Here is a 21,074-nt window from a genome sequence, read left to right on the forward strand (position 1 = left end):
TGAAATTAGATTTTATCGGCATGCAAGTTTTGCAAATGCCATCTACGCTTTAATTTAAGAAGAGTTTTCCTGAACACCCTGCGGTTCTTAGCGTCTGACCTGGCACACAGGTTGCTGCTCTGGCAGTGAGGTGCGAGAGATTCTCTTCCGGGAGCCTCCACTACTCATACGAACGGCTCTTATCCTGTGCTAAAAAACGAAAGGACGGCATGCCATGAATATATTCGATCACTATCGCCAGCGCTATGAAGCTGCCAAGGACGAAGAGTTCACACTGCAGGAGTTTCTTACCATCTGTCGGCAAGATCGCAGTGCCTATGCCAATGCGGCAGAACGGCTATTAATGGCTATTGGTGAGCCAAACATGGTTGATACTGCCCTGGAACCCCGGCTTTCCCGTCTCTTTTCGAATCGGGTGGTCGCCCGATATCCGGCGTTTGAAGAGTTCTATGGTATGGAAGATGCCATCGAACAGATTGTCTCGTACCTGAAGCATGCCGCCCAGGGTCTGGAAGAGAAGAAACAGATCCTCTATTTACTGGGTCCGGTTGGGGGCGGTAAATCATCTCTGGCTGAACGCCTGAAATCACTGATGCAGCGCGTCCCTATTTATGTGCTGAGTGCGAATGGGGAACGCAGCCCAGTAAACGATCATCCGCTGTGTCTGTTTAACCCGCAGGAAGATGCACAAATTCTGGATAAAGAATTTGGCATCCCGCGTCGTTATCTTGGCACCATTATGTCGCCGTGGGCGGCAAAACGTCTGCATGAGTTTGGTGGCGACATCACCAAATTCCGCGTAGTGAAAGTGTGGCCATCCATTCTGGAACAGATTGCTATCGCCAAAACGGAACCCGGTGATGAGAACAACCAGGACATCTCAGCTCTGGTGGGGAAAGTCGATATTCGCAAGCTGGAAAACTTTGCGCAAAACGACCCGGATGCCTATGGCTATTCTGGCGCACTGTGCCGGTCAAACCAGGGGATCATGGAATTCGTAGAGATGTTTAAAGCACCGATTAAAGTGCTGCATCCTCTGCTGACGGCCACCCAGGAAGGTAACTACAACGGGACGGAAGGTATCTCCGCCCTGCCGTTTAACGGCATCATTCTGGCGCACTCAAACGAATCAGAATGGGTGACTTTCCGTAACAACAAAAATAATGAGGCGTTCCTTGACCGTGTTTATATCGTCAAAGTGCCTTATTGCCTGCGGATCTCTGAAGAGATCAAAATTTACGAGAAACTGCTTAACCACAGTGAGCTGGTACATGCCCCTTGCGCTCCCGGTACTCTGGAGACCCTCTCACGCTTCTCTATCCTGTCGCGCCTGAAAGAGCCGGAAAACTCCAGCATCTACTCGAAAATGCGCGTTTACGATGGTGAAAGCCTGAAAGACACCGACCCGAAAGCGAAGTCGTATCAGGAATACCGTGACTACGCCGGGGTCGACGAAGGGATGAACGGTCTGTCTACGCGTTTCGCGTTTAAGATCCTCTCCCGCGTCTTTAACTTCGATCATGCGGAAGTGGCCGCCAACCCGGTTCATCTGTTCTATGTGCTGGAACAGCAAATCGAACGTGAGCAGTTCCCGCAGGAACAGGCTGAACGCTACCTTGAGTTCCTGAAAGGCTACCTGATCCCGAAATACGCCGAGTTCATTGGCAAAGAGATCCAGACGGCCTACCTGGAATCCTATTCAGAATACGGGCAGAACATTTTCGACCGTTATGTCACCTATGCTGACTTCTGGATCCAGGATCAGGAGTACCGCGACCCGGATACCGGCCAGTTGTTTGACCGTGAATCCCTCAACGCAGAGCTGGAAAAAATCGAGAAGCCTGCCGGGATCAGCAACCCGAAAGACTTCCGCAACGAGATTGTGAACTTCGTGCTGCGCGCCAGAGCGCATAACAGCGGACGTAACCCGAACTGGACCAGCTACGAAAAACTGCGCACGGTTATTGAGAAGAAAATGTTCTCCAATACCGAAGAGCTGTTGCCGGTTATTTCGTTTAACGCCAAAACCTCAACCGATGAGCAGAAAAAGCACGACGACTTTGTCGACCGTATGATGGAAAAAGGCTACACCCGCAAGCAGGTTCGCCTGCTCTGCGAATGGTATCTGCGTGTGCGTAAATCGTCTTAAAACAAGTGCCCGGTAGGCACTCGCGCTTACCGGGCCTACAAAATGCAAGTTGGCAAATGCAGTACGGGGGGTATATGACCTGGTTTATTGACCGGCGTCTTAACGGCAAAAACAAGAGCACGGTGAACCGCCAGCGCTTCTTGCGCCGTTATAAAGCGCAAATTAAACAGTCTATCTCCGAGGCCATCAACAAACGCTCGGTGACCGACGTCGACAGCGGCGAATCTGTCTCCATCCCCACCGATGACATCAGCGAACCGATGTTTCATCAGGGGCGTGGTGGACTGCGCCATCGCGTACACCCAGGTAATGACCACTTCGTTCAGAACGACAGAATTGAGCGTCCTCAGGGCGGCGGCGGTGGTTCAGGAAGCGGTCAGGGACAGGCCAGCCAGGATGGTGAAGGTCAGGATGAGTTTGTCTTCCAGATTTCGAAAGATGAATATCTCGACCTGCTGTTTGAAGATCTGGCGCTGCCGAATCTGAGAAAGAATCAGCATCGTCAGCTTAACGAGTACAAAACCCATCGCGCGGGTTATACCGCCAATGGCGTACCCGCCAATATCAGCGTCGTGCGTTCATTGCAGAATTCGCTGGCGCGACGCACGGCCATGACGGCAGGTAAACGTCGCGAACTGCGCGAACTCGAAAGCAACCTGAAAGTCGTGGAAAATACGGAACCGGCGCAACTGCTGGAAGAGGAGCGCCTGCGTAAAGAGATTGCCGAGTTGAGGGCAAAGATCGATCGGGTTCCCTTTATTGACACCTTCGACCTACGCTACAAGAACTACGAAAAACGTCCGGAGCCATCCAGCCAGGCGGTGATGTTCTGTCTGATGGACGTCTCCGGTTCAATGGACCAGGCCACCAAAGATATGGCGAAGCGTTTTTATATTCTGCTCTACCTGTTCCTGAGCAGAACCTATAAGAACGTGGAAGTGGTCTATATTCGCCACCACACGCAGGCCAAAGAGGTGGATGAACATGAGTTCTTCTACTCCCAGGAGACCGGGGGAACCATCGTATCAAGCGCACTGAAGCTGATGGATGAAGTGGTGAAAGAGCGTTACGACCCGGCGCAGTGGAACATTTATGCCGCGCAGGCCTCGGATGGCGATAACTGGGCAGATGACTCTCCGCTGTGTCATGAAATTCTGGCGAAGAAAATTCTGCCCGTCGTGCGTTACTACAGCTATATCGAAATTACCCGTCGTGCGCACCAGACCCTGTGGCGGGAATATGAACATTTGCAATCTATGTTCGATAATTTTGCCATGCAGCATATCCGTGACCAGGATGACATTTATCCGGTGTTCAGGGAGCTGTTCCACAAGCAATCTGCAACCAGCAATGCCTGACCCTACAGCCAGCGAATTCGCTGGCTGTTTTCTTTCGACCCCGTTCATCCCGTGCTAATGTAGAAAACTGCATACTGAATTATCACCGGGAAAATCGTTATGTCTGACGACGTTATTGGGACAGGGACTCACCAGCAACTGATTACTTTACTCACCGAGCAGGGCGCGCGGTTTCGCGTCATGGAGCACGAGGCGGTGGGGAAATGTGAGGCGGTGAGTGAAATTCGCGGGACCGATCTCAGGCAAGGCGCTAAAGCTCTGGTCTGCAAAGTGAAGGGAAACGGTGTAAAAAAACACGTTCTGGCGATCCTGGCCGCCGATCTGCAGGCCGACCTGAGCCAGCTTGCCAGTCATTTTGGCGGATTAAAAGCGTCGCTCGCCAGCCCGGCCGAAGTTGATACTCTGACCGCCTGCGTTTTTGGCGCTATCCCACCTTTCAGTTTCCATCCCGATCTGACGCTGGTTGCCGACCCGCTGCTGTTCGAGCGTTTTGACGAAATCGCGTTCAACGCCGGTCTGCTGGAAAAATCAGTGATTATGGATACCCAGGATTACCTGCGTATTGCTCGTCCTGAGCTTGTGACGTTCCATAAAACCTAATCACAAAGGCTGGCGATCCTGTCAGCCTTTTCTTTCCAGAAACAGAACAGAAGCGACGAGAATAATGGCAACAGCGAAAAACGATGAGGAGATAATGAGTGTCTCAACAAACATGTGATCGTTCATGATGGCGATCCTTTTGTGATATCTGACCTCGTTTTAGTCCCTGTAAATGACAGGGTTATGACAGTGATAAGATCTTTTAAAAACTGTCCTCCGTCATTTTTCCGCGTAAAGTAAGCAGGATGATTTTTTTGGCAAGGATTCCCTATGTTTGACCCTACTCTGCTCATTCTTCTGGCACTCGCCGCGCTCGGTTTTATCAGTCATAACACCACCGTCGCCATCTCGATTCTGGTGCTTATCATCGTGCGCGTGACACCGTTAAATACCTTTTTCCCGTGGATAGAAAAACAAGGCCTCACTATCGGGATAATCATACTCACCATTGGGGTAATGGCTCCCATCGCCAGCGGTACGCTGCCTGCATCGACGCTGCTGCACTCGTTTGTAAACTGGAAATCGCTGGTGGCGATTGCGGTCGGCATTTTTGTCTCGTGGTTGGGTGGTCGTGGCGTCACGCTGATGAGCAGTCAACCCTCGCTGGTGGCGGGTCTGCTGGTGGGAACCGTGCTGGGTGTAGCGCTGTTTCGCGGCGTGCCAGTGGGCCCGCTGATTGCAGCGGGGCTGGTCTCACTGTTTATTGGGAAGTCGTAGTCAGGTTAGCCATATAACGCGCCGGTGTCTGGCCAAGACCCTTCCTGAACATGGTAATAAATGCGGTGGTAGAGTCATAACCCAGTGTCTGTGCCACCTGCTGTACCGACTTCCCGCTAATCAAATGCTGTAACGCCACAATTAACTGCAGCTGATGACGCCAGCGGCGAAAGCTTAAACCGGTTTCTTTCACCACCAGCCGCGCCAGGTTGCGTTCGCTCATGGCAAAGTGGCTCGCCCACTGTGCCAGCGTCTGCCAGGCGGCAGGCTCTTCCGCCATCTTTTCACTCATCAGCCGGATTTTGGGGTGAGGTGAAACGGGTAACTGCAAATGCTCCTGACGCTGCAGCGGCAGTTCATCAAACAGGACATCCACCAGGCGCGATGTGGCCGCAAGATAAAGCTGCTCACGCGATTTCTCTGCCAGAGATAAAATCAGTTCCCGTACCAGGGGGGAGATTTTCAGGGTACAGCAGCGATCGGGCAAACTGGCAGCACCGGGTTCAATGAATAAAAAACAGAGCTGTGCTCCCGGTGTGGCCCTGTTACTGTGCGGCATCTGGCCGGGGATCCAGACAGCATACTGAGGCGGTACCATCAGCATGGCATTTTCCACTTCGCAGGTGATAGCACCACCCAGGGCCAGAATCAGCTGCCCCTTACGGTGATGATGCAATGGAGTATATTGTTCCTCCGCCACCACGCGAATGCGGAACGCGACGGCCGCATCGTGCTGGCTATCAGGATCGTAGCCATCCAGTCCCAGACCAATCATCATGTTGTCCGATATTAGCGATAAACTGTCATTTTAGCCTGATTTCAACCACTGAGAAAATCGGTATTGTGTGCCCTCGCTTGAACGTATGAGAACACAATGACAACTGCTATTCGCATCTCTGGAAAACAAAGCGCGCTGTTGATCGCAGGCATCCTGATGATTGCCACTACACTGCGCGTTACCTTCACCGGGGCAGCCCCGCTGCTCGACGCTATTCGCCTTGATTATGGCTTAAGCACGGCACAAACCGGTCTGCTGACCACCCTGCCTCTGCTGGCTTTTGCGCTTGTCTCCCCGCTTGCCGCAGGTGTCGCCCGGCGTATCGGCATGGAGCGAAGCCTGTTTATTGCCCTCCTGCTGATTTGCGCCGGGATTGCGGTTCGTTCCCTGCCCTCCGCAACATTACTTTTCATGGGTACGGCGGTGATTGGCTGCGGTATTGCGCTGGGGAATGTTCTGCTGCCGGGATTAATTAAACGTGATTTTCCAGGTCAGGTAGCCCGTCTCACCGGGGCCTATTCCCTGACGATGGGGGTCTCTGCGGCGTTAGGCTCTGCGCTGATTGTTCCCCTGGCGCAAGGTGAAGCAGGCTGGCATGGCGCGCTGCTAATGCTGATGGTGTTTCCGCTGATCGCGCTGTTGCTCTGGCTGCCACAGTGGCGTCAGAAACACGTCGCGACGGTAACGGGCGCTGGGGCGTTGCATAATCGCGCGATCTGGCGCTCTGCTCTTGCCTGGCAGGTGACGCTGTTTTTGGGGATTAACTCGCTGATTTACTATGTCATCATCGGCTGGCTGCCGGCGATATTACTCAGCCATGGATACAGCGAAGCACAGGCCGGCTCGGTGCATGGTCTGTTACAACTCGCCACTGCCGTACCGGGTCTTGCTGTGCCGTTGATCCTCCATCGTCTGAAGGATCAGCGGATAATCGCCGGGGTTGTGGCCCTGATGTGTGCAGTCAGCGCGGCAGGATTGTGGTTTGTACCTGAGATGGCAGTCCTGTGGACACTGGTGTTCGGCTTTGGCACCGGCGCAACGATGATCCTCGGCCTGACGTTCATCGGCCTGCGCGCCAGCTCCGCACACCAGGCGGCGGCGTTATCCGGTATGGCGCAGTCAATTGGCTATCTACTCGCTGCCTGCGGTCCACCGTTGATGGGAAAAATTCACGATACTGCGGGAGACTGGCGCATCCCGCTTCTGGGTTGCGCGTTGGCTGCGGTGGTCATGGCCATCTGCGGTATGCTCGCCGGGCGTGACCGGGAGATCACGCCCCGTTAAACATTGTGGCAGGCCATCGGGCCTGCTTTTTTAGCCGCGTGCCGCGCGCAGCATCGCCTGTACCAGTACCACCGGGCGACCTTCCAGTGCCGCACGCTCATGCTGGAATAAGGTGATCACAAAGAATGGGTGAGTAACCAACTCTGCAGCACGGATCTCACCCTGCTCATCCCAGCCAGTAACGCGCATATCACCGTTTTCAAGCGCCTGTGCAAACGCCGGCGATACGCCATAGTTACAATGATAGCCCTCTTCAATTTCCGGCTTACCATAGGCTTTCGCGATCAGCGTGTTATTACGCAGCTCAATGGCATCGGTTTTTTCCACCAGCGAACAGGCCAAAGGTGCAATCACCATGGTGCCTTCGGTATCCGTTTCGGCATGTGCCGCATCGCTCCAGCCCAATACGTTACGGGCATACTCAATCAACGCATGCTGGAACCCACCGCAGGTACCGAGGAACGGAATGCTGTTTTCACGGGCGTAGCGTGCAGCGATAAAGGCAGCTTCCGTGTTTTTATAGGGGCTTGCAGGAACCAGCCAGATGGCATCGTAGCCCACCAGATCTTCAGGACTGGTCAGTTCGGTCGTGGCAAGCCAGTCGTAATCGGCGGTGAGGTCGAGGACTGCGGCGGCGTCGTCAATGGCCAGCGGAATCGCCTGATGTGCAATAACATTAGGATTGTAATCGCCAACCAGCGCAATGCGCAGCGTCGTTTTTACCGGGAGGTGTTCCATGAAAGGTTCCTTATGCCAGGGAATTATCAGATAACATAAGGAACCTCAGACTACCGATCTTCTGCAATTATCACAATACCTTAAATTAGGAGGGTGGAAATATGATTCAATGCAAACGGGTCTATGAGCAGGCAAGCCCTGACGATGGTTATCGGGTTCTGGTTGACAGGCTCTGGCCGCGAGGGGTTAAAAAAACGGACCTCGCGTATGATGAATGGTGTAAAACGCTCACGCCATCAAATGAATTACGCAAGGCCTTTCACGGCGAAACCATTGATTTCGATACCTTCAGTCAGGCCTATCGTGAAGAGTTGGCGCAACATCAGGACGAAGGGATGCGCCTGGCGGCGCGGGCAAAAAAGCAGACCGTCACCCTGCTCTACGGTGCAAAAGACAAGACACAAAATCATGCCCTGGTATTAGCCGACTGGCTACGCCATCTGTAATCAGTCGATCATCAGCTCATCAAGGGTTTGTGGTGCTTCATCCGGGGTAAGTGGCATCAGGTGTTCAGGGCGAACAAACGCAAAGCCGTGCTGATTGTCAAAGGCGTAGACATCTCCCGTTACCAGCCATAACGCGCGATCCGCCGTCGCGGGTAACTCCGTCATAACGCCATTGACCGGGTTAACGAAACGCAAGCCGGGCTGACAAAGACCAAATAATTCAACGGATTTACCAATATTGCGACGGCCAGAGGCTGTGCGGGCACCGATGATCATCGCCATGCTGCCCGGTTTAAGCTGAAACATACTTCTCTCACGGTAAAGGTGGCCAGAAATTGGCTAAGAATAATCCTAAAGAGAAGTGTATCGCAGTCAATATGTCATTGTCACCTGATGGATTGCGGATGATCGCGACGATAAAGCGTCCATTCATCGATCACTTCGCCACCCGGTAACTTGCACTCCGTACGGACACCCTGTGGGCTTTGAACCGGGATCTGTTCCCCGCCTTTCTCCAGACAATAAACGGAGGCCGGGTTCGCCATACCGACAACGTGAGGCGGTTTCGGGGCATCAGGTGGTGGTGTTTTGGTGGTGCAGGCGGCCAGGGGAAGTGCCAGCGCCAGAAGCAGAAATCTCATCTTATTGATCCTTTTGACATCATCAATAGTGTAAGGGTAACGGGTCACTCGCGCTTTCTCCATGGTTTCTCCATTTTAACTGCACTTTTCAACGCTATAGTGTGACGTGTTCTCAACATGACCAGAGAACATCATTCCGTAATCAAGATGTCTTTGCCCCGGTCTCAACAACGGGGCTTTTTTTCACCTGCGCCCCTTCCCCTGCATATATTAAATTTTCTATATTCATGTTTTACTATGCCAGAAGTCTAAAAATTCAGCATAACATGCAGATGCAGACGTCTTCTGCATGGGAGTCATTCTACGTCATGTCGGATATCATCCTTGCCCGTGTTTCAGAAACCCTCGCCACTGAACAATCCCTTGAAAGTCTCGTTCGTCAGCTGCTGGAGATGCTGGAGATTGTGACCGATATGGAGTCAACTTACCTGACGAAGGTCGATATCAAAGCACGACTGCAGCATATTCTCTATGCCCGCAACAGCAAGCAGATGGAGATCCCGGAGGGACTGAGTGTCCCATGGGATGAAACACTGTGTAAGCGCGCACTGGATAGCAACACGCTATTCAGCGACGATGTTCCTGAGCGTTGGTCTGATTGCGACGCTGCGAAAGCACTCGGCATTACCACCTACATGAGTATTCCTGTCCATCTTGCTGATGGTTCACTTTACGGTACGCTCTGTGCCACCAGTACGGCAAAGAAACCACTCAGCGAACGTGGTGAACAGGTTCTGAAATTGTTCGCCGGGTTGATTGCCCAGTACATTCAGAAAGAGTCTCTGGTTGCCCAACTTCGGGAAGCCAATGCTGCGCTCATCGCGCATTCTTATACCGATGCCCTTACCCGTTTACCCAACCGTCGGGCCATTTTTGAGGATCTGACGACCCTCTTTTCTCTGGCGCGACACCTTAAACGTAATGCCATCATCGCGTTTATCGACCTGAATGATTTCAAACTGATTAACGATCGTTATGGGCATGAAGCTGGCGACCAGTTCCTGGTGGAAGTGGGCAAGCGTTTGACGGAAGAAAAACAGCAGGACGATATTATTGGCCGGTTGGGCGGTGATGAGTTTCTGGTGGCTTCTCTGAGTAAAACCGACAATGAAGGGGATAACACGCAGATAAACCAGTTAAAAACACGCCTCAATGCCTGCATTGCGGGTGAATACTGGCTGGGCAGTGTTCATATCATTTACCCAGGAGCCAGCATTGGTGTTATCGAAGTGGACCCTGATGTAGCCGATCCGGACAGTGCGTTACACGCAGCTGATATCGCAATGTATCAGGATAAGAAAGGAAAAAGCAAAACTCGCTTTCTCGCTAAGGATTAACGCCGTACACTCTACGGCATTACAGAAACCGAAACAGGTGATGATATGAGAATAGGGATCCTCTTCCCGGTCGTTATTTTTATAACGGCGGTGGTTTTTCTGGCATGGTTTTTTGTCGGTGGTTACGCGGCTCCAGGGGCATAAATGAGAAAAACGACCCTCATTATGTTGATCGTTGCCATTGCTGCTTTTGCCGGGACGCAACTCGGCTGGTGGTAAACGCGCTACGTAAAAAAGGCTGCCAGAGGGCAGCCTTTTTTAACGCGTTCAGATTTAACTTTTGATTTTTCTGTAGGCAAACAGAACAACCAGCGCACCAATCACAGCAACGACGAAACTGCCGAAGTTAAAGCCATCGACCTTGCCAAAACCGAACAGTGTACTGATCCAGCCACCGACGACCGCGCCGACAATCCCCAGTATTACGGTAACAATAAACCCACCGCCATCTTTGCCCGGCATGATCCACTTAGCCAGAATACCCGCAATAAGCCCAAAGATAATCCAGGATAAAATACCCATAACTTTCCTCTCTGTATGGTTTTTGTCATTAAATCAACGACACAAAAAAGAATAGCACAGGATCAGAGAAAGAAAATTTGTGATAAGTATCACGGTGAGAGAGCGTCTATTTATTCATCAACAAAAAAGAACGTTCCACATAAACTGTGGGGTTGAATCTTTTGTTGAGAAAGATTATCTTTCTCAATGCTGAGTAGTTGAGTAAAAAGCTCAAGTATTCAGTACGACATTGCTCACATTGCTTCCAGTATTTCTTGCCCACTCTTGAGTGGGCTTTTTTTTATGGTCATACCCCAACAAAAGCGTACTGGTTACGGCCGCCGCGTTTTGCCTGATAGAGTGCCTGGTCTGCAGCAATGATAATATTCTGCTGGCTACCGGCTATTTCTACAGCACGTGCAGTGGAGACCCCTACGCTTACCGTTACCCGCCCAAAAGGACTAAAAGCATGTTCAATTTGCAAAGAGAAGACATTGCGAATGATCGTCTGAGCAATGCGCCGCGCTTCCTGGATATCTGCATCAGGTAAGATCAGCGCAAACTCCTCCCCGCCATACCGCGCCACAATCTGGTTATCACGAGTGAGACTTTTCCTGAGACTGTCCCCCAGTTGAGTCAGGCACCGATCCCCTTCAGGATGGCCGTAGTTATCATTGTATTTTTTGAAGTAATCCACATCCACAATCAGCACCGAAATCGGCGCACCGCGTGCCACGCAACCCGCAATTTCCGAGAGTATTTTTTCATCAAAACTGCGGCGGTTGAAAAGCCCCGTCAGCGCATCCTCAGAGGCAATAATCTTCAGCTCTTTGTTATCTCTGGTTTTTCGTGATAAATCCGAATACAGGAAATACGACGCTACAATGAGTATTACGGTAAAAACGAAAATAAGAACGGCAAGCTGAATAGCCTGCTTGCGCCAGGGAGAGAGTGCCTCATCGGTGCTGACGGCCACCGTGGTGACCAGTCCGTAACGTGTGTTTTTCTCATAGGCATAAATGCGTTCGATTTTATCAAACCGGGAAATAGAACTGGCGATCCCGGTATTTTGTACCTTGAGATATTTTCTGAAGAGAGGCGAATCAGAGACAATCGCGCCAATATAGTTATTTTTAAAGGGATAACGGACCAGCAAGACGCCTGACTGTGTCGTTAAGCCAATGACGCCAGAATGACCAATATTAATCTGCCCGTAGAGAGCCAGAAAGTTTTCGATGCCCAGTGTCACAACGACGACACCATTAAACGCTCCGGTATGGGTTTCAAGGCGTCGGCTAATGGTGATAACCCATTTACCATTAGTTCTGCTTACCACAGGCTCACCAATAAAAATCTGCTGACTCTTATTATTCTTGTGGTAGATAAAAAAAGCCCGGTCCGCTCCTTTCCGGGGGCCAGAAAAAGTTTCGTGCAATGCGGTAAAGAGTTCGCCCCGGGCATCGTAAACAACCACATTATTAATCTGGGTAAGGAGATTATCCTGGTTACTTATCATCCGCTGGATATTGGTCGCCTGTTGTGGGTTCATGCCATAAATTTCGATTATGTCGGAAACAGTCGTAATCAGCATTTCACTTTGGCGCATGATCCCCTCAGTATACACATCCAGGGTATGGCTCAGGTTGGCAACACTGGTATTAATTTGCTGGATTGACTGCTGTCTGGATGTGGTAATTTGGACAGCAAGCGACAGCGAGATGATCAATGAGACAATGATGACGGTAATGGTTGTTGTGTAGAAAGTATTTTTTATATGCACGAGCTTTTCCACCTTATCACGCCTGACATCCCCGGCTGACAGCTATTGTCACTGTAACAAAGCTCAGGATAAGAGGAAAATGAATTGCACTTAAGCATACAACAGAAGCTGGCCTTAATTTCGTTTTACAAACTGACAGCCTCCCTGGGCTTGGATAAGATGACTTTAATAAAATCGATATAAGAGACAGGCTTACCAAAATAGTATCCCTGTAAAAGGGTAATTTCATTACGATTGAGATACTCCAGTTGCTCCTGCGTTTCTACGCCTTCAGCCACAATGCGCAATGACAGTTTTTTAGCCAGATCAATAACACAGTCCAGCAGAATTGTTGAGTCCTTCTCCTCAGAGACCCGGTTCACAAAGCTCTTGTCAATTTTAATATAATCAATGGCCAATGCATTAAGGCACGAAAGCCCTGAATAGCCCGTCCCAAAATCATCCAGTGCAATGACAAAGCCAGCGTTATGTAGCGTGTTGAGATTTTCCACAAGATGAGGATTATCGATCAACGGTTCACGCTCCGTTACCTCGAGGACCAGTTTAACTTCTTTCCCCTGAAACCCCTTTCCGAAGACACGACAGTCACCAATGAAAGAAGGTGCATTGATATGTCTGGCACTGATGTTAACCCCGATATGAAATCCGTCAGGTAGCTTCGGCAGAAGCGGCTTTAGCTGGGTAACCACCTTCGCCATTAACCCTTTAGTCAGAGGAATAATCAAACCGCTCCTTTCCGCAATCGGAATAAAGACATCCGGCGGGATAAAACCCGATTTGGGATGCTTCCACCTTGCTAACACTTCAACACCGTACAGCCCACCGGTATCGCCATTTACGATCGGCTGATAATAAGGAACGATCTCTCCGTGCAAAATGGCCTTACGCAGATCGTCTTCAAATGAGGTGCTTTTCCTTTTGTAACGGCGGATCAGAACCCCGACCGTAACGGACAACCCAAGAATAAGCAGTATCAGGCTCCATCCTTGTTGCAGTAATCGCGTCAGGCTGAAAAAAGCGGGTGGCTGCCAGACCACGCTAAATGGGAAATGTGCTGATGCGGTTATCCCCCCCTTCCACGAGGCTGCCTCCCAGTCAGTCACATCACCGGTACGCGCAAGCATTCTTTTACCGACAACCAACGCCATGTCAGCGCTATTTGTTGCGCTCGCAATCACATCCTGCAAATGTGCGTCACTCACGCTGACAATCACGCGCCCATCCGCGATCGGCATCTGGAAAATGAGAACCGGAATGCCATTCACCAGTCGATTACCCGGTAACAGCATCAATGTTTCGTTAGATAATGTTTGAGGATTAACAATTAAAACGCCATTTCCCGGCAGTGAGGTACAGATAATCTGACCTTGCAGTTGGATCATAATGGCACGCAGATGCGGTTTCAGTGCGGCTTCTGTTCCCAACCCCAGTTGTCCGTCACGGGTACACCCTTGCGCAGCAACCTGCTTAGCGGTATTGGCAGCACTGACAGCTTCAGCAAGAATGTTATCTATTTTTTGGGTACTTGCGGTGGCGGTATGGGTATTACTGAGTGTTGCCAAATGCCACAACTGCCAGTTAATAATCAATAGGCCACTCAGAAAGAGAAATAAAGCGCAGAGGATGGGCATCATAAGGTTGCGCATGATTTATTCCTTACCATAAAAACAAGCAGGGTTCCTGTAGAAGACGCTATGGCTAACTCAGCGTTGCATATAACAATGAAAATAGCTTAACCAAGATTTATCTTAAAAAAACTGATGCTTTAGCATGAGTTATCGTTCTGAATGTGATCACCTGCCGTGACTATCAGGCTTGTGCCTCGTCCTGGCTGTGTTAAGATTTGTGAAATCAGGGAGCGGACAGGATAACTGGATAATGAAAAAGATCATTGCCGTTGCTATCATTTCAACGCTTCTGGTCATCCTGTCTCTTTATGCGGTCAATGCGGTTATCGTTAGCCAGCAGAAGAGCAAACAGCTTGAGATTTCCCATGCTCTTCTAGAATATTCAGAAGACCTGTCCCAAAACGTGGCACTGGCTCTCAAAAGCATCACTACAAAGGGATGTGATAAAACCAGTCTTGATAGTTACAGGCAAATAAAACTCGACAGCCTCTATTTTGGTGATGTCGGATTCATAGAGAAAGGAAAAATAGTCTGTACTGCTTTTTGGGGTAAACTCGCTACTCCTGTTGCACTTCCTACAGAACTGCATAAAACCCCAAGGGGCTTTCTCCTGGCCCAGTTTGACAAAAAAGAGTTCTTTACAGGTAACGCGGCAATTTATCATAACATTATTATCTTCACCTCCCGCTACGCTTACGATAAATTCTCTCCGGTTACAGCGAGTTACTCTCTGAGTGCAACCACCAAAGACTTTGGCAGAACATTTTTTTCGACCCCCCCTGCGTTTAAGCAACAGGACTTGCTGCATTCGACATTGTTTACCATCACCCTCACGCAATGCAGCGCTTTCTGGGATTTATGCGTCATTGTGAAACATCACAATGCAGGGCTTGCTTCGCTACCTCCCGTTGTGTTTACGTTTCTTGTGGTCATTTTGTATTTTATCTGGGTAGCGATAACGTTCTTTTTCTTCCGCATTTATGAAGACCGTTTTTCTCTCGAACGAACGCTGGTCAAGGCTGTCATCACCAATACCATCAGTGTTAAATATCAGCCAATCATTCGAATTCAGGATAAAAAAATAGTGGGTGTTGAGGTTCTGTCGAGATGGCACGATCAAAAACACGGTGATGTCTCCCCGGAGCTTTTTATTCCATTAATCAAGAAGATCGGCCTGTATAAAAAATATTACATTAATATTATCGAAAAATCTCTTTTAGAAATTGCACCACTTGCAACAAAACATCAACTGGTCGTCTCACTCAACGTTGGCCGAACGGAAATTGAAGACGGGCAATTCATTACTATCTTACGTCGCGCGTGTTTAATTCATCGCATTCCACTCTCCTTGATAAAAATCGAACTCTCTGAAAAGGCCGTTTCCACTGTAGATATTCTTGAAGAATTCTGTCGGGAATTAAAATCTCTTGGCATAAAAGTATCAATAGATGATTTTGGTGTACAAAATTCAAACCTGGCCAGATTGTCACTTCTTGAATATGATGAAATCAAAATCGACAAATCGCTGGTCGACGGCATCAGTGAACATTATAAACAGAACATCTTTGTTATTTTTAGTGATGCTCTCGCCCGACTGAATAAATCCCTTGTTTTTGAAGGGGTAGAGAATGAAATACAATATCGTTTTATTGCCGACAGATATCCCGATGCCCTGGTTCAGGGATGGTATTTCTCAAAATCACTGACCCGCAGTGAGCTGGCGCAGAAACTTGTCGGAGTCGCGCGGTAGCCTCTGATGTCTGGCGTGCCCATGTTTTTTCGGATCAAGCATTTTCATTCCTCACCCAAAAACATATAGTTGTCACAATCAGACGGTAGATTACCCTGAAGCACACTCTTATTTTGGTTAAAAACGTGAAATTATCCTTACTATTACCAGTGGTACTTTTTTGTCTGACCGTTATTTTCGCGTTATTTGTCGACGCCCCTGCTTCACATATTCTGCGTAAAAAATGCATGTGGTCTGATAGCGTGATGCTGAGCTGCATAGCAAAGCATCAGCATAATGGCTTTTGAGGAAGACTATTCATTCCCCCACTGATTGAGGAAATTCGCAATATCATCAATGCGAGTAGCATGGATCCCGGCCTCTGTGGCCATCTCCTGCTGAGCTTCCTCGCTGATCTCTTCGTTATTTGATAAACGGGTGAGCAGCAGCTGGAAATAACCTGCCAGCGGATCACGCTCTGAATCACTGACTTGCTCTGCGGCTTCCGTCGCGTACTCATCGACGATGTCATAATACTTCAGTGGGATTTCGTTGTTCATAAGCAGTCTCGTATCTGGCTTGTCATAAGTGGCGTAGTGAGTATATCGAACGACGGACGTCGACCATAGCATTGCTTCAGACCAGTAGGGCCAGCAAGGCGGCAACAGCGGGCAAGGCCTGCACATACAGAATTTTTCTGCTGGCGGTCACTGCACCAAATATACCGGCAGCCACCACGCAGACAAGGAAAAAGACCGTCACGTGGATACCCTTTTCGCCGAGCCAAAGGCTCCAGAGCAGACCAGCCGCCAGAAAACCGTTATACAGCCCCTGATTTGCGGCCAGCACACGGGTTTCACGGGCAAATTCAGGACGGAGATTAAACGCTTTATGCCCGGTTTTTGTGTTCCACAGGAACATTTCCAGCACCAGGATGTAAAGATGGATGAACGCAACAACAGCAACCAGGATGGTGGCTAACATCATGCTTCTCCTGTAAGCAGAGACAAAAAAAACGGGAACCCTCAGGCCCCCGCTCTTGTTTAACCCAGAACCTGGATTACATGTTCGCGATAATCGCGTCGCCAAACTCTGAACATTTCAGCAGCTTAGCGCCATCCATCAGACGTTCGAAGTCATAGGTCACGGTCTTGGCAGCGATAGCGCCTTCCATGCCTTTAACAATCAGGTCTGCAGCTTCGAACCACTCCATATGGCGCAGCATCATTTCTGCGGACAGGATGATAGAACCTGGGTTCACTTTATCCTGGCCCGCATATTTTGGTGCAGTACCGTGGGTCGCTTCGAACAGGGCGCACTCATCACCGATGTTCGCGCCCGGGGCAATACCAATACCGCCAACCTGTGCCGCCAGGGCGTCAGAAATGTAGTCACCGTTCAGGTTCATACAGGCGATCACGTCGTATTCAGCTGGACGCAGCAGGATTTGCTGCAGGAACGCATCGGCGATCACATCTTTAATGATGATCTCTTTGCCGGTGTTCGGGTTCTTGATTTTCTGCCACGGGCCGCCGTCGATCAGCTCACCACCGAACTCTTCTTTCGCCAACTGGTAACCCCAGTCTTTGAACGCGCCTTCGGTAAACTTCATGATGTTGCCTTTGTGAACCAGGGTCACAGAGTCACGGTCGTTGGTGATGGCGTACTCGATGGCCGCGCGTACCAGACGCTTGGTGCCTTCTTCGGAGCACGGCTTGATACCGATACCGCAATGCTCAGGGAAGCGAATTTTCTTCACGCCCATCTCATCACGCAGGAATTTAATCACTTTTTCTGCGTCTGCAGAGTCAGCTTTCCATTCGATACCTGCGTAGATGTCTTCTGCGTTTTCACGGAAGATAACCATGTCGGTCAGTTCAGGGTGCTTAACCGGGCTTGGGGTGCCCTGGTAGTAACGAACCGGACGCAGACACACATACAGGTCCAGCTCCTGACGCAGTGCAACGTTCAAAGAACGGATACCGCCACCGACAGGTGTGGTCAGTGGGCCTTTAATAGCAACGCGGTAGTCGCGGATCAGGTCCAGCGTTTCCGCTGGCAGCCAGACGTCCTGGCCATAAACTTGAGTAGATTTTTCACCGGTGTAAATTTCCATCCAGGAAATTTTACGCTCACCTTTGTAGGCTTTCTCAACAGCGGCATCAACCACTTTCAGCATTGCCGGGGTAACGTCTACACCGATACCGTCACCTTCGATGAACGGGATAATCGGATTGTGAGGAACGTTAATCTTGCCGTTTTGCAGGGTGATCTTTTTACCTTCCGCCGGAACAACTACTTTGCTTTCCATTAACCTCTCCTTCGAGCGCTTCTGGTTGTTACTGATCTTATGTTAATAAATTGTAATGAGCCCTTCGATAGTACCTGATTGTCCGACGCCATGAAAGGTCTTCGTTATTAGGCTATAATGCGGCAATTGATAGAGCCTGAAAATACCATGAAGAAAACTTCTTTTACAAAACACCGGGTTGAGCGATTCAGCTCGCGACAAGCCGCCAGAAGACCGCAAGAAAGCCAGCCGAAGCGGGTTATTTTGTTCAATAAACCCTACGATGTTTTGCCGCAATTCACTGATGAAGCCGGGCGCAGCACGCTTAAGGATTACATTCCAGTCCAGGGCGTCTACGCCGCCGGGCGTCTGGATCGTGACAGCGAAGGCCTGCTGGTCTTAACTAACGACGGCGCCCTACAGGCGAAGCTCACGCAGCCAGGGAAGCGCACGGGTAAAATTTACTTCGTGCAGGTAGAAGGTGAACCGGATGAAGAGACGCTGGCAACATTACGCAGCGGCGTCACGCTGAACGACGGTCCAACTCTGCCAGCAGGTATTGAACGCGTGAATGAACCGGAGTGGCTGTGGCCGCGTAACCCGCCCATCCGCGAACGCAAATCCATTCCGACAAGCTGGCTCAAAATCACCCTTTATGAAGGCCGCAACCGTCAGGTGCGGCGTATGACCGCACACGTTGGCTTCCCTACCCTGCGCCTGATTCGCTACGCCATGGGCAACTACACGCTGGAGAGCCTGGCTAACGGTGAATGGCGGGACGCTACCTCCTAAGGAGTCACTATGTTCAAACCTCATGTCACTGTCGCCTGTGTCGTTCACGCGCAGGGTAAATTCCTGGTCGTCGAGGAGACGATTGGCGGCAAAGCCTTATGGAACCAGCCCGCAGGGCACCTCGAAGAAAACGAAACGCTGCTGCAGGCCGCAAAACGCGAGCTGTGGGAAGAGACGGGGATCCATGCCGAACCTCAACACTTCATCCGCCTGCATCAGTGGATAGCGCCTGACCACACGCCGTTCCTGCGCTTTTTATTCGCCGTTGAGCTTAACGAAATGTGCGCCACAGAGCCGCAGGATGATGATATCGACCGCTGCCTGTGGGTCACCGCTGACGAGATCCTGAACGCGCCAAACCTGCGCTCGCCGCTGGTTGCAGAAAGCATTCGCTGCTGGCAGTCTTCTGGCCGCTTACCGCTGGATGTCATCGGAGAATTTAACTGGCCGTTTACAGAGGGTGTCAATGGTGGGGGGGCGTGATAGAATACGCCGCCTTGAAGTTCAATGTCGTGAGTATTCCATGTCAGATAACAGCCAGAAAAAAGTAATCGTCGGCATGTCCGGCGGTGTCGATTCCTCCGTTTCCGCCTACCTGTTACAACAACAGGGCTATAAGGTGGAGGGCCTGTTCATGAAGAACTGGGAGGAAGATGATGGCGAGGAATACTGCACTGCCGCTGCGGATCTCGCCGATGCGCAGGCTGTATGCGACAAGCTCGGTATTGAACTGCACACCGTTAACTTTGCCGCAGAATACTGGGACAACGTTTTTGAACTGTTCCTGGAAGAGTACAAAGCAGGCCGTACGCCAAACCCGGATATTCTGTGCAACAAAGAGATCAAATTTAAAGCCTTCCTGGAATTCGCGGCGGAAGATCTGGGCGCAGACTTCATTGCGACCGGTCACTACGTGCGTCGTGCCGATGTGAATGGCAAAAGCCAGCTGCTGCGCGGTCTGGACAGTAACAAAGATCAGAGTTACTTCCTCTATACGCTGAGCCACGAGCAAATCGCCCAGAGCCTGTTCCCGGTCGGCGAGCTGGAAAAGCCGCAGGTACGTAAAATCGCCGAAGAGCTGGACCTGATCACCGCTAAGAAAAAAGACTCTACCGGTATCTGCTTCATCGGCGAGCGCAAATTCCGCGATTTCCTGGGGCGTTACCTGCCTGCGCAGCCAGGTAAAATTGTTACCGTAGACGGGGAAGAGATTGGCCAGCATCAGGGGCTGATGTACCACACCTTAGGCCAACGTAAAGGCCTGGGTATCGGCGGGACGAAAGAAGGTAGCGAAGATCCGTGGTACGTGGTCGACAAAGATGTCGAAAACAATATTCTGGTTGTCGCTCAGGGTCACGACCACCCGCGTCTGATGTCCGTTGGCCTGATCGCGCAACAGCTGCACTGGGTCGATCGCGAACCGCTGAAAGGCACGCTGCGCTGCACGGTGAAAACGCGCTACCGTCAGACCGATATTCCTTGCACCATTACCGCGCTGGATGACGATCGCATCGAAGTGCGTTTCGACGAGCCTGTTGCTGCTGTCACCCCGGGTCAGTCTGCTGTCTTCTATAGCGGCGAAGTCTGCCTGGGTGGCGGGATCATTGAACAGCGCCTGCCGCTGACCGCTGTTTAACACGATTGCACACATAAAGGAGACCGTGTGGCGAAGAACTACTATGACATCACCCTGGCACTGGCGGGAATTTGCCAGTCTGCCCGTCTGGTGCAACAGCTGGCGCATCAGGGTCATTGCGACGCTGATGCGCTGCACGTTTCACTCAACAGCGTTATCGACCTCAACCCCGGCTCAACCCTGGGTGTCTTCGGTGGGAGTGAAACTAATCTTCGTCTCGGTCTTGAAACCCTGCTTGGCGTGCTGAACGCCAGTAGCCGTCAGGGATTAAACGCAGAGTTGACCCGCTACACGTTAAGCCTGATGGTGCTTGAGCGTAAACTGAGCGCAGCGAAAGGTGCGCTCAATACGCTTGGTGACCGCATTGCCGGGTTGCAACGTCAGCTCGACCATTTTGATCTGCAGTCCGAAACGCTGCTGAGTGCCATGGCTGCCATTTATGTTGACGTCATTAGCCCACTTGGCCCGCGTATTCAGGTCACCGGTTCCCCTGCTGTTCTGCAAAGCCCTCAGGTCCAGGCAAAAGTGCGTGCCTCCCTGCTGGCCGGGATCCGCGCCGCTGTGCTGTGGCATCAGGTTGGCGGTGGCCGACTGCAGTTAATGTTTTCTCGTAATCGCCTGACTACTCAGGCAAAACAAATTCTTGCTCATTGTTAACCTCCCGGAGTTG

Annotated in this window: 24 protein-coding genes; 13 read left to right on the plus strand and 11 right to left on the minus strand. The window is 50.8% G+C overall.

Annotation, left to right across the window (positions count from 1 at the left end):
• Window positions 1-214 precede the first annotated feature (214 nt).
• The 3 genes from yeaG to WB237_RS07575 all read left to right on the plus strand — a co-directional run bounded on the left by yeaG (window position 215) and on the right by WB237_RS07575 (window position 4,107).
• Entirely contained in the window at window positions 215-2,149 is a 1,935-nt protein-coding gene (gene yeaG / locus WB237_RS07565; protein ID WP_028018993.1) for a protein kinase YeaG, read from the plus strand.
• A gap of 74 nt (window positions 2,150-2,223) precedes the next feature.
• On the plus strand, window positions 2,224-3,507 hold the full coding sequence (locus WB237_RS07570) for a YeaH/YhbH family protein (RefSeq protein WP_028018994.1): 1,284 nt from the start codon (window positions 2,224-2,226) through the stop codon (window positions 3,505-3,507).
• A gap of 99 nt (window positions 3,508-3,606) precedes the next feature.
• Window positions 3,607-4,107 (plus strand): YbaK/prolyl-tRNA synthetase associated domain-containing protein, encoded by a 501-nt coding sequence (locus tag WB237_RS07575; protein ID WP_336211994.1) that lies wholly within the window; start codon window positions 3,607-3,609, stop codon window positions 4,105-4,107.
• A gap of 21 nt (window positions 4,108-4,128) precedes the next feature.
• On the opposite strand, the gene yoaI is transcribed toward WB237_RS07575, so the two are convergent.
• Window positions 4,129-4,233, minus strand: a complete 105-nt coding sequence (gene yoaI, locus WB237_RS07580) for a small membrane protein YoaI (RefSeq protein WP_236920553.1) — start codon at window positions 4,231-4,233, stop codon at window positions 4,129-4,131.
• A 144-nt stretch (window positions 4,234-4,377) separates the two neighbouring features.
• Here yoaI and WB237_RS07585 point away from each other — a divergent pair, with 144 nt between their 5' ends.
• Window positions 4,378-4,824, plus strand: coding sequence for a DUF441 domain-containing protein (locus WB237_RS07585; RefSeq protein WP_008500737.1), 447 nt, complete (start codon window positions 4,378-4,380; stop codon window positions 4,822-4,824).
• On the opposite strand, the gene WB237_RS07590 is transcribed toward WB237_RS07585, so the two are convergent.
• Window positions 4,808-5,599 (minus strand): AraC family transcriptional regulator, encoded by a 792-nt coding sequence (locus WB237_RS07590; RefSeq protein WP_336213514.1) that lies wholly within the window; start codon window positions 5,597-5,599, stop codon window positions 4,808-4,810. The genes WB237_RS07585 and WB237_RS07590 overlap by 17 nt on opposite strands.
• Before the next feature lie 99 nt (window positions 5,600-5,698).
• Here WB237_RS07590 and WB237_RS07595 point away from each other — a divergent pair, with 99 nt between their 5' ends.
• Entirely contained in the window at window positions 5,699-6,886 is a 1,188-nt protein-coding gene (locus WB237_RS07595; RefSeq protein ID WP_336211999.1) for a CynX/NimT family MFS transporter, read from the plus strand.
• Between the two features lie 30 nt (window positions 6,887-6,916).
• Here WB237_RS07595 and WB237_RS07600 read toward each other — a convergent pair whose 3' ends face one another.
• On the minus strand, window positions 6,917-7,624 hold the full coding sequence (locus WB237_RS07600; protein ID WP_128348725.1) for a CTP synthase C-terminal region-related (seleno)protein: 708 nt from the start codon (window positions 7,622-7,624) through the stop codon (window positions 6,917-6,919).
• A gap of 101 nt (window positions 7,625-7,725) precedes the next feature.
• On the opposite strand from WB237_RS07600, the gene WB237_RS07605 reads away from it, so the two are divergent.
• Window positions 7,726-8,070 carry a DUF488 domain-containing protein gene (locus WB237_RS07605; protein WP_336212003.1) on the plus strand — a complete coding sequence of 115 codons (345 nt, stop codon included), beginning with the start codon at window positions 7,726-7,728 and terminating at the stop codon, window positions 8,068-8,070.
• Here WB237_RS07605 and WB237_RS07610 read toward each other — a convergent pair whose 3' ends face one another.
• Both WB237_RS07610 and WB237_RS07615 read right to left on the minus strand, forming a co-directional pair.
• Entirely contained in the window at window positions 8,071-8,376 is a 306-nt protein-coding gene (locus WB237_RS07610; RefSeq protein WP_336212005.1) for a hypothetical protein, read from the minus strand.
• An 80-nt stretch (window positions 8,377-8,456) separates the two neighbouring features.
• Complete coding sequence (locus WB237_RS07615) at window positions 8,457-8,711, minus strand: putative hemolysin (protein ID WP_336212007.1); 255 nt, start codon at window positions 8,709-8,711, stop codon at window positions 8,457-8,459.
• A 308-nt stretch (window positions 8,712-9,019) separates the two neighbouring features.
• Between WB237_RS07615 and WB237_RS07620 the strand changes: the two genes are divergently transcribed.
• Together WB237_RS07620 and WB237_RS07625 are read left to right on the plus strand one after the other, a co-directional pair.
• Window positions 9,020-10,048, plus strand: coding sequence for a sensor domain-containing diguanylate cyclase (locus tag WB237_RS07620; protein ID WP_336213516.1), 1,029 nt, complete (start codon window positions 9,020-9,022; stop codon window positions 10,046-10,048).
• Between the two features lie 45 nt (window positions 10,049-10,093).
• Entirely contained in the window at window positions 10,094-10,192 is a 99-nt protein-coding gene (locus tag WB237_RS07625; protein WP_014883431.1) for a YoaK family small membrane protein, read from the plus strand.
• A 129-nt stretch (window positions 10,193-10,321) separates the two neighbouring features.
• Here the strand turns inward: WB237_RS07625 and WB237_RS07630 are convergent, their stop codons facing one another.
• The 3 genes from WB237_RS07630 to WB237_RS07640 all read right to left on the minus strand — a co-directional run bounded on the left by WB237_RS07630 (window position 10,322) and on the right by WB237_RS07640 (window position 13,975).
• Complete coding sequence (locus tag WB237_RS07630; protein ID WP_114978136.1) at window positions 10,322-10,570, minus strand: GlsB/YeaQ/YmgE family stress response membrane protein; 249 nt, start codon at window positions 10,568-10,570, stop codon at window positions 10,322-10,324.
• A 286-nt stretch (window positions 10,571-10,856) separates the two neighbouring features.
• Window positions 10,857-12,341, minus strand: a complete 1,485-nt coding sequence (locus WB237_RS07635; protein ID WP_442892482.1) for a sensor domain-containing diguanylate cyclase — start codon at window positions 12,339-12,341, stop codon at window positions 10,857-10,859.
• Between the two features lie 113 nt (window positions 12,342-12,454).
• Complete coding sequence (locus WB237_RS07640) at window positions 12,455-13,975, minus strand: EAL domain-containing protein (protein WP_336212009.1); 1,521 nt, start codon at window positions 13,973-13,975, stop codon at window positions 12,455-12,457.
• A 232-nt stretch (window positions 13,976-14,207) separates the two neighbouring features.
• Here WB237_RS07640 and WB237_RS07645 point away from each other — a divergent pair, with 232 nt between their 5' ends.
• A complete protein-coding gene (locus WB237_RS07645) occupies window positions 14,208-15,707 on the plus strand; it encodes an EAL domain-containing protein (protein ID WP_336212011.1) in 1,500 nt (499 codons plus the stop codon).
• 293 nt (window positions 15,708-16,000) lie between these two features.
• On the opposite strand, the gene WB237_RS07650 is transcribed toward WB237_RS07645, so the two are convergent.
• From WB237_RS07650 to icd, 3 genes are all read right to left on the minus strand, one after another.
• Window positions 16,001-16,246, minus strand: coding sequence for a YmjA family protein (locus WB237_RS07650; RefSeq protein WP_336212013.1), 246 nt, complete (start codon window positions 16,244-16,246; stop codon window positions 16,001-16,003).
• 76 nt (window positions 16,247-16,322) lie between these two features.
• The gene (locus WB237_RS07655; protein ID WP_336213520.1) at window positions 16,323-16,670 is read right to left on the minus strand and encodes a DUF1304 domain-containing protein; all 348 of its coding nucleotides are present in this window, start codon (window positions 16,668-16,670) and stop codon (window positions 16,323-16,325) included.
• A gap of 76 nt (window positions 16,671-16,746) precedes the next feature.
• A complete protein-coding gene (gene icd, locus WB237_RS07660) occupies window positions 16,747-17,997 on the minus strand; it encodes an NADP-dependent isocitrate dehydrogenase (RefSeq protein ID WP_028019009.1) in 1,251 nt (416 codons plus the stop codon).
• A 117-nt stretch (window positions 17,998-18,114) separates the two neighbouring features.
• On the opposite strand from icd, the gene rluE reads away from it, so the two are divergent.
• From rluE to hflD, 4 genes are read left to right on the plus strand one after another with little or no spacing between them, the layout of a single operon-like run.
• Window positions 18,115-18,768: a 23S rRNA pseudouridine(2457) synthase RluE gene (gene rluE, locus WB237_RS07665; protein WP_028019010.1), complete on the plus strand. Its 654-nt coding sequence runs from the start codon at window positions 18,115-18,117 to the stop codon at window positions 18,766-18,768.
• A 9-nt stretch (window positions 18,769-18,777) separates the two neighbouring features.
• A complete protein-coding gene (locus WB237_RS07670; RefSeq protein ID WP_049007863.1) occupies window positions 18,778-19,251 on the plus strand; it encodes an NUDIX hydrolase in 474 nt (157 codons plus the stop codon).
• 40 nt (window positions 19,252-19,291) lie between these two features.
• Window positions 19,292-20,404 (plus strand): tRNA 2-thiouridine(34) synthase MnmA, encoded by a 1,113-nt coding sequence (gene mnmA, locus WB237_RS07675; protein ID WP_336212018.1) that lies wholly within the window; start codon window positions 19,292-19,294, stop codon window positions 20,402-20,404.
• 27 nt (window positions 20,405-20,431) lie between these two features.
• Window positions 20,432-21,061 carry a high frequency lysogenization protein HflD gene (gene hflD, locus WB237_RS07680; RefSeq protein WP_028019013.1) on the plus strand — a complete coding sequence of 210 codons (630 nt, stop codon included), beginning with the start codon at window positions 20,432-20,434 and terminating at the stop codon, window positions 21,059-21,061.
• The last annotated feature ends 13 nt before the right edge of the window (window positions 21,062-21,074 follow it).

Source organism: Enterobacter sp. P82, from assembly GCF_037053385.1.
Taxonomy (GTDB): domain Bacteria; phylum Pseudomonadota; class Gammaproteobacteria; order Enterobacterales; family Enterobacteriaceae; genus Enterobacter.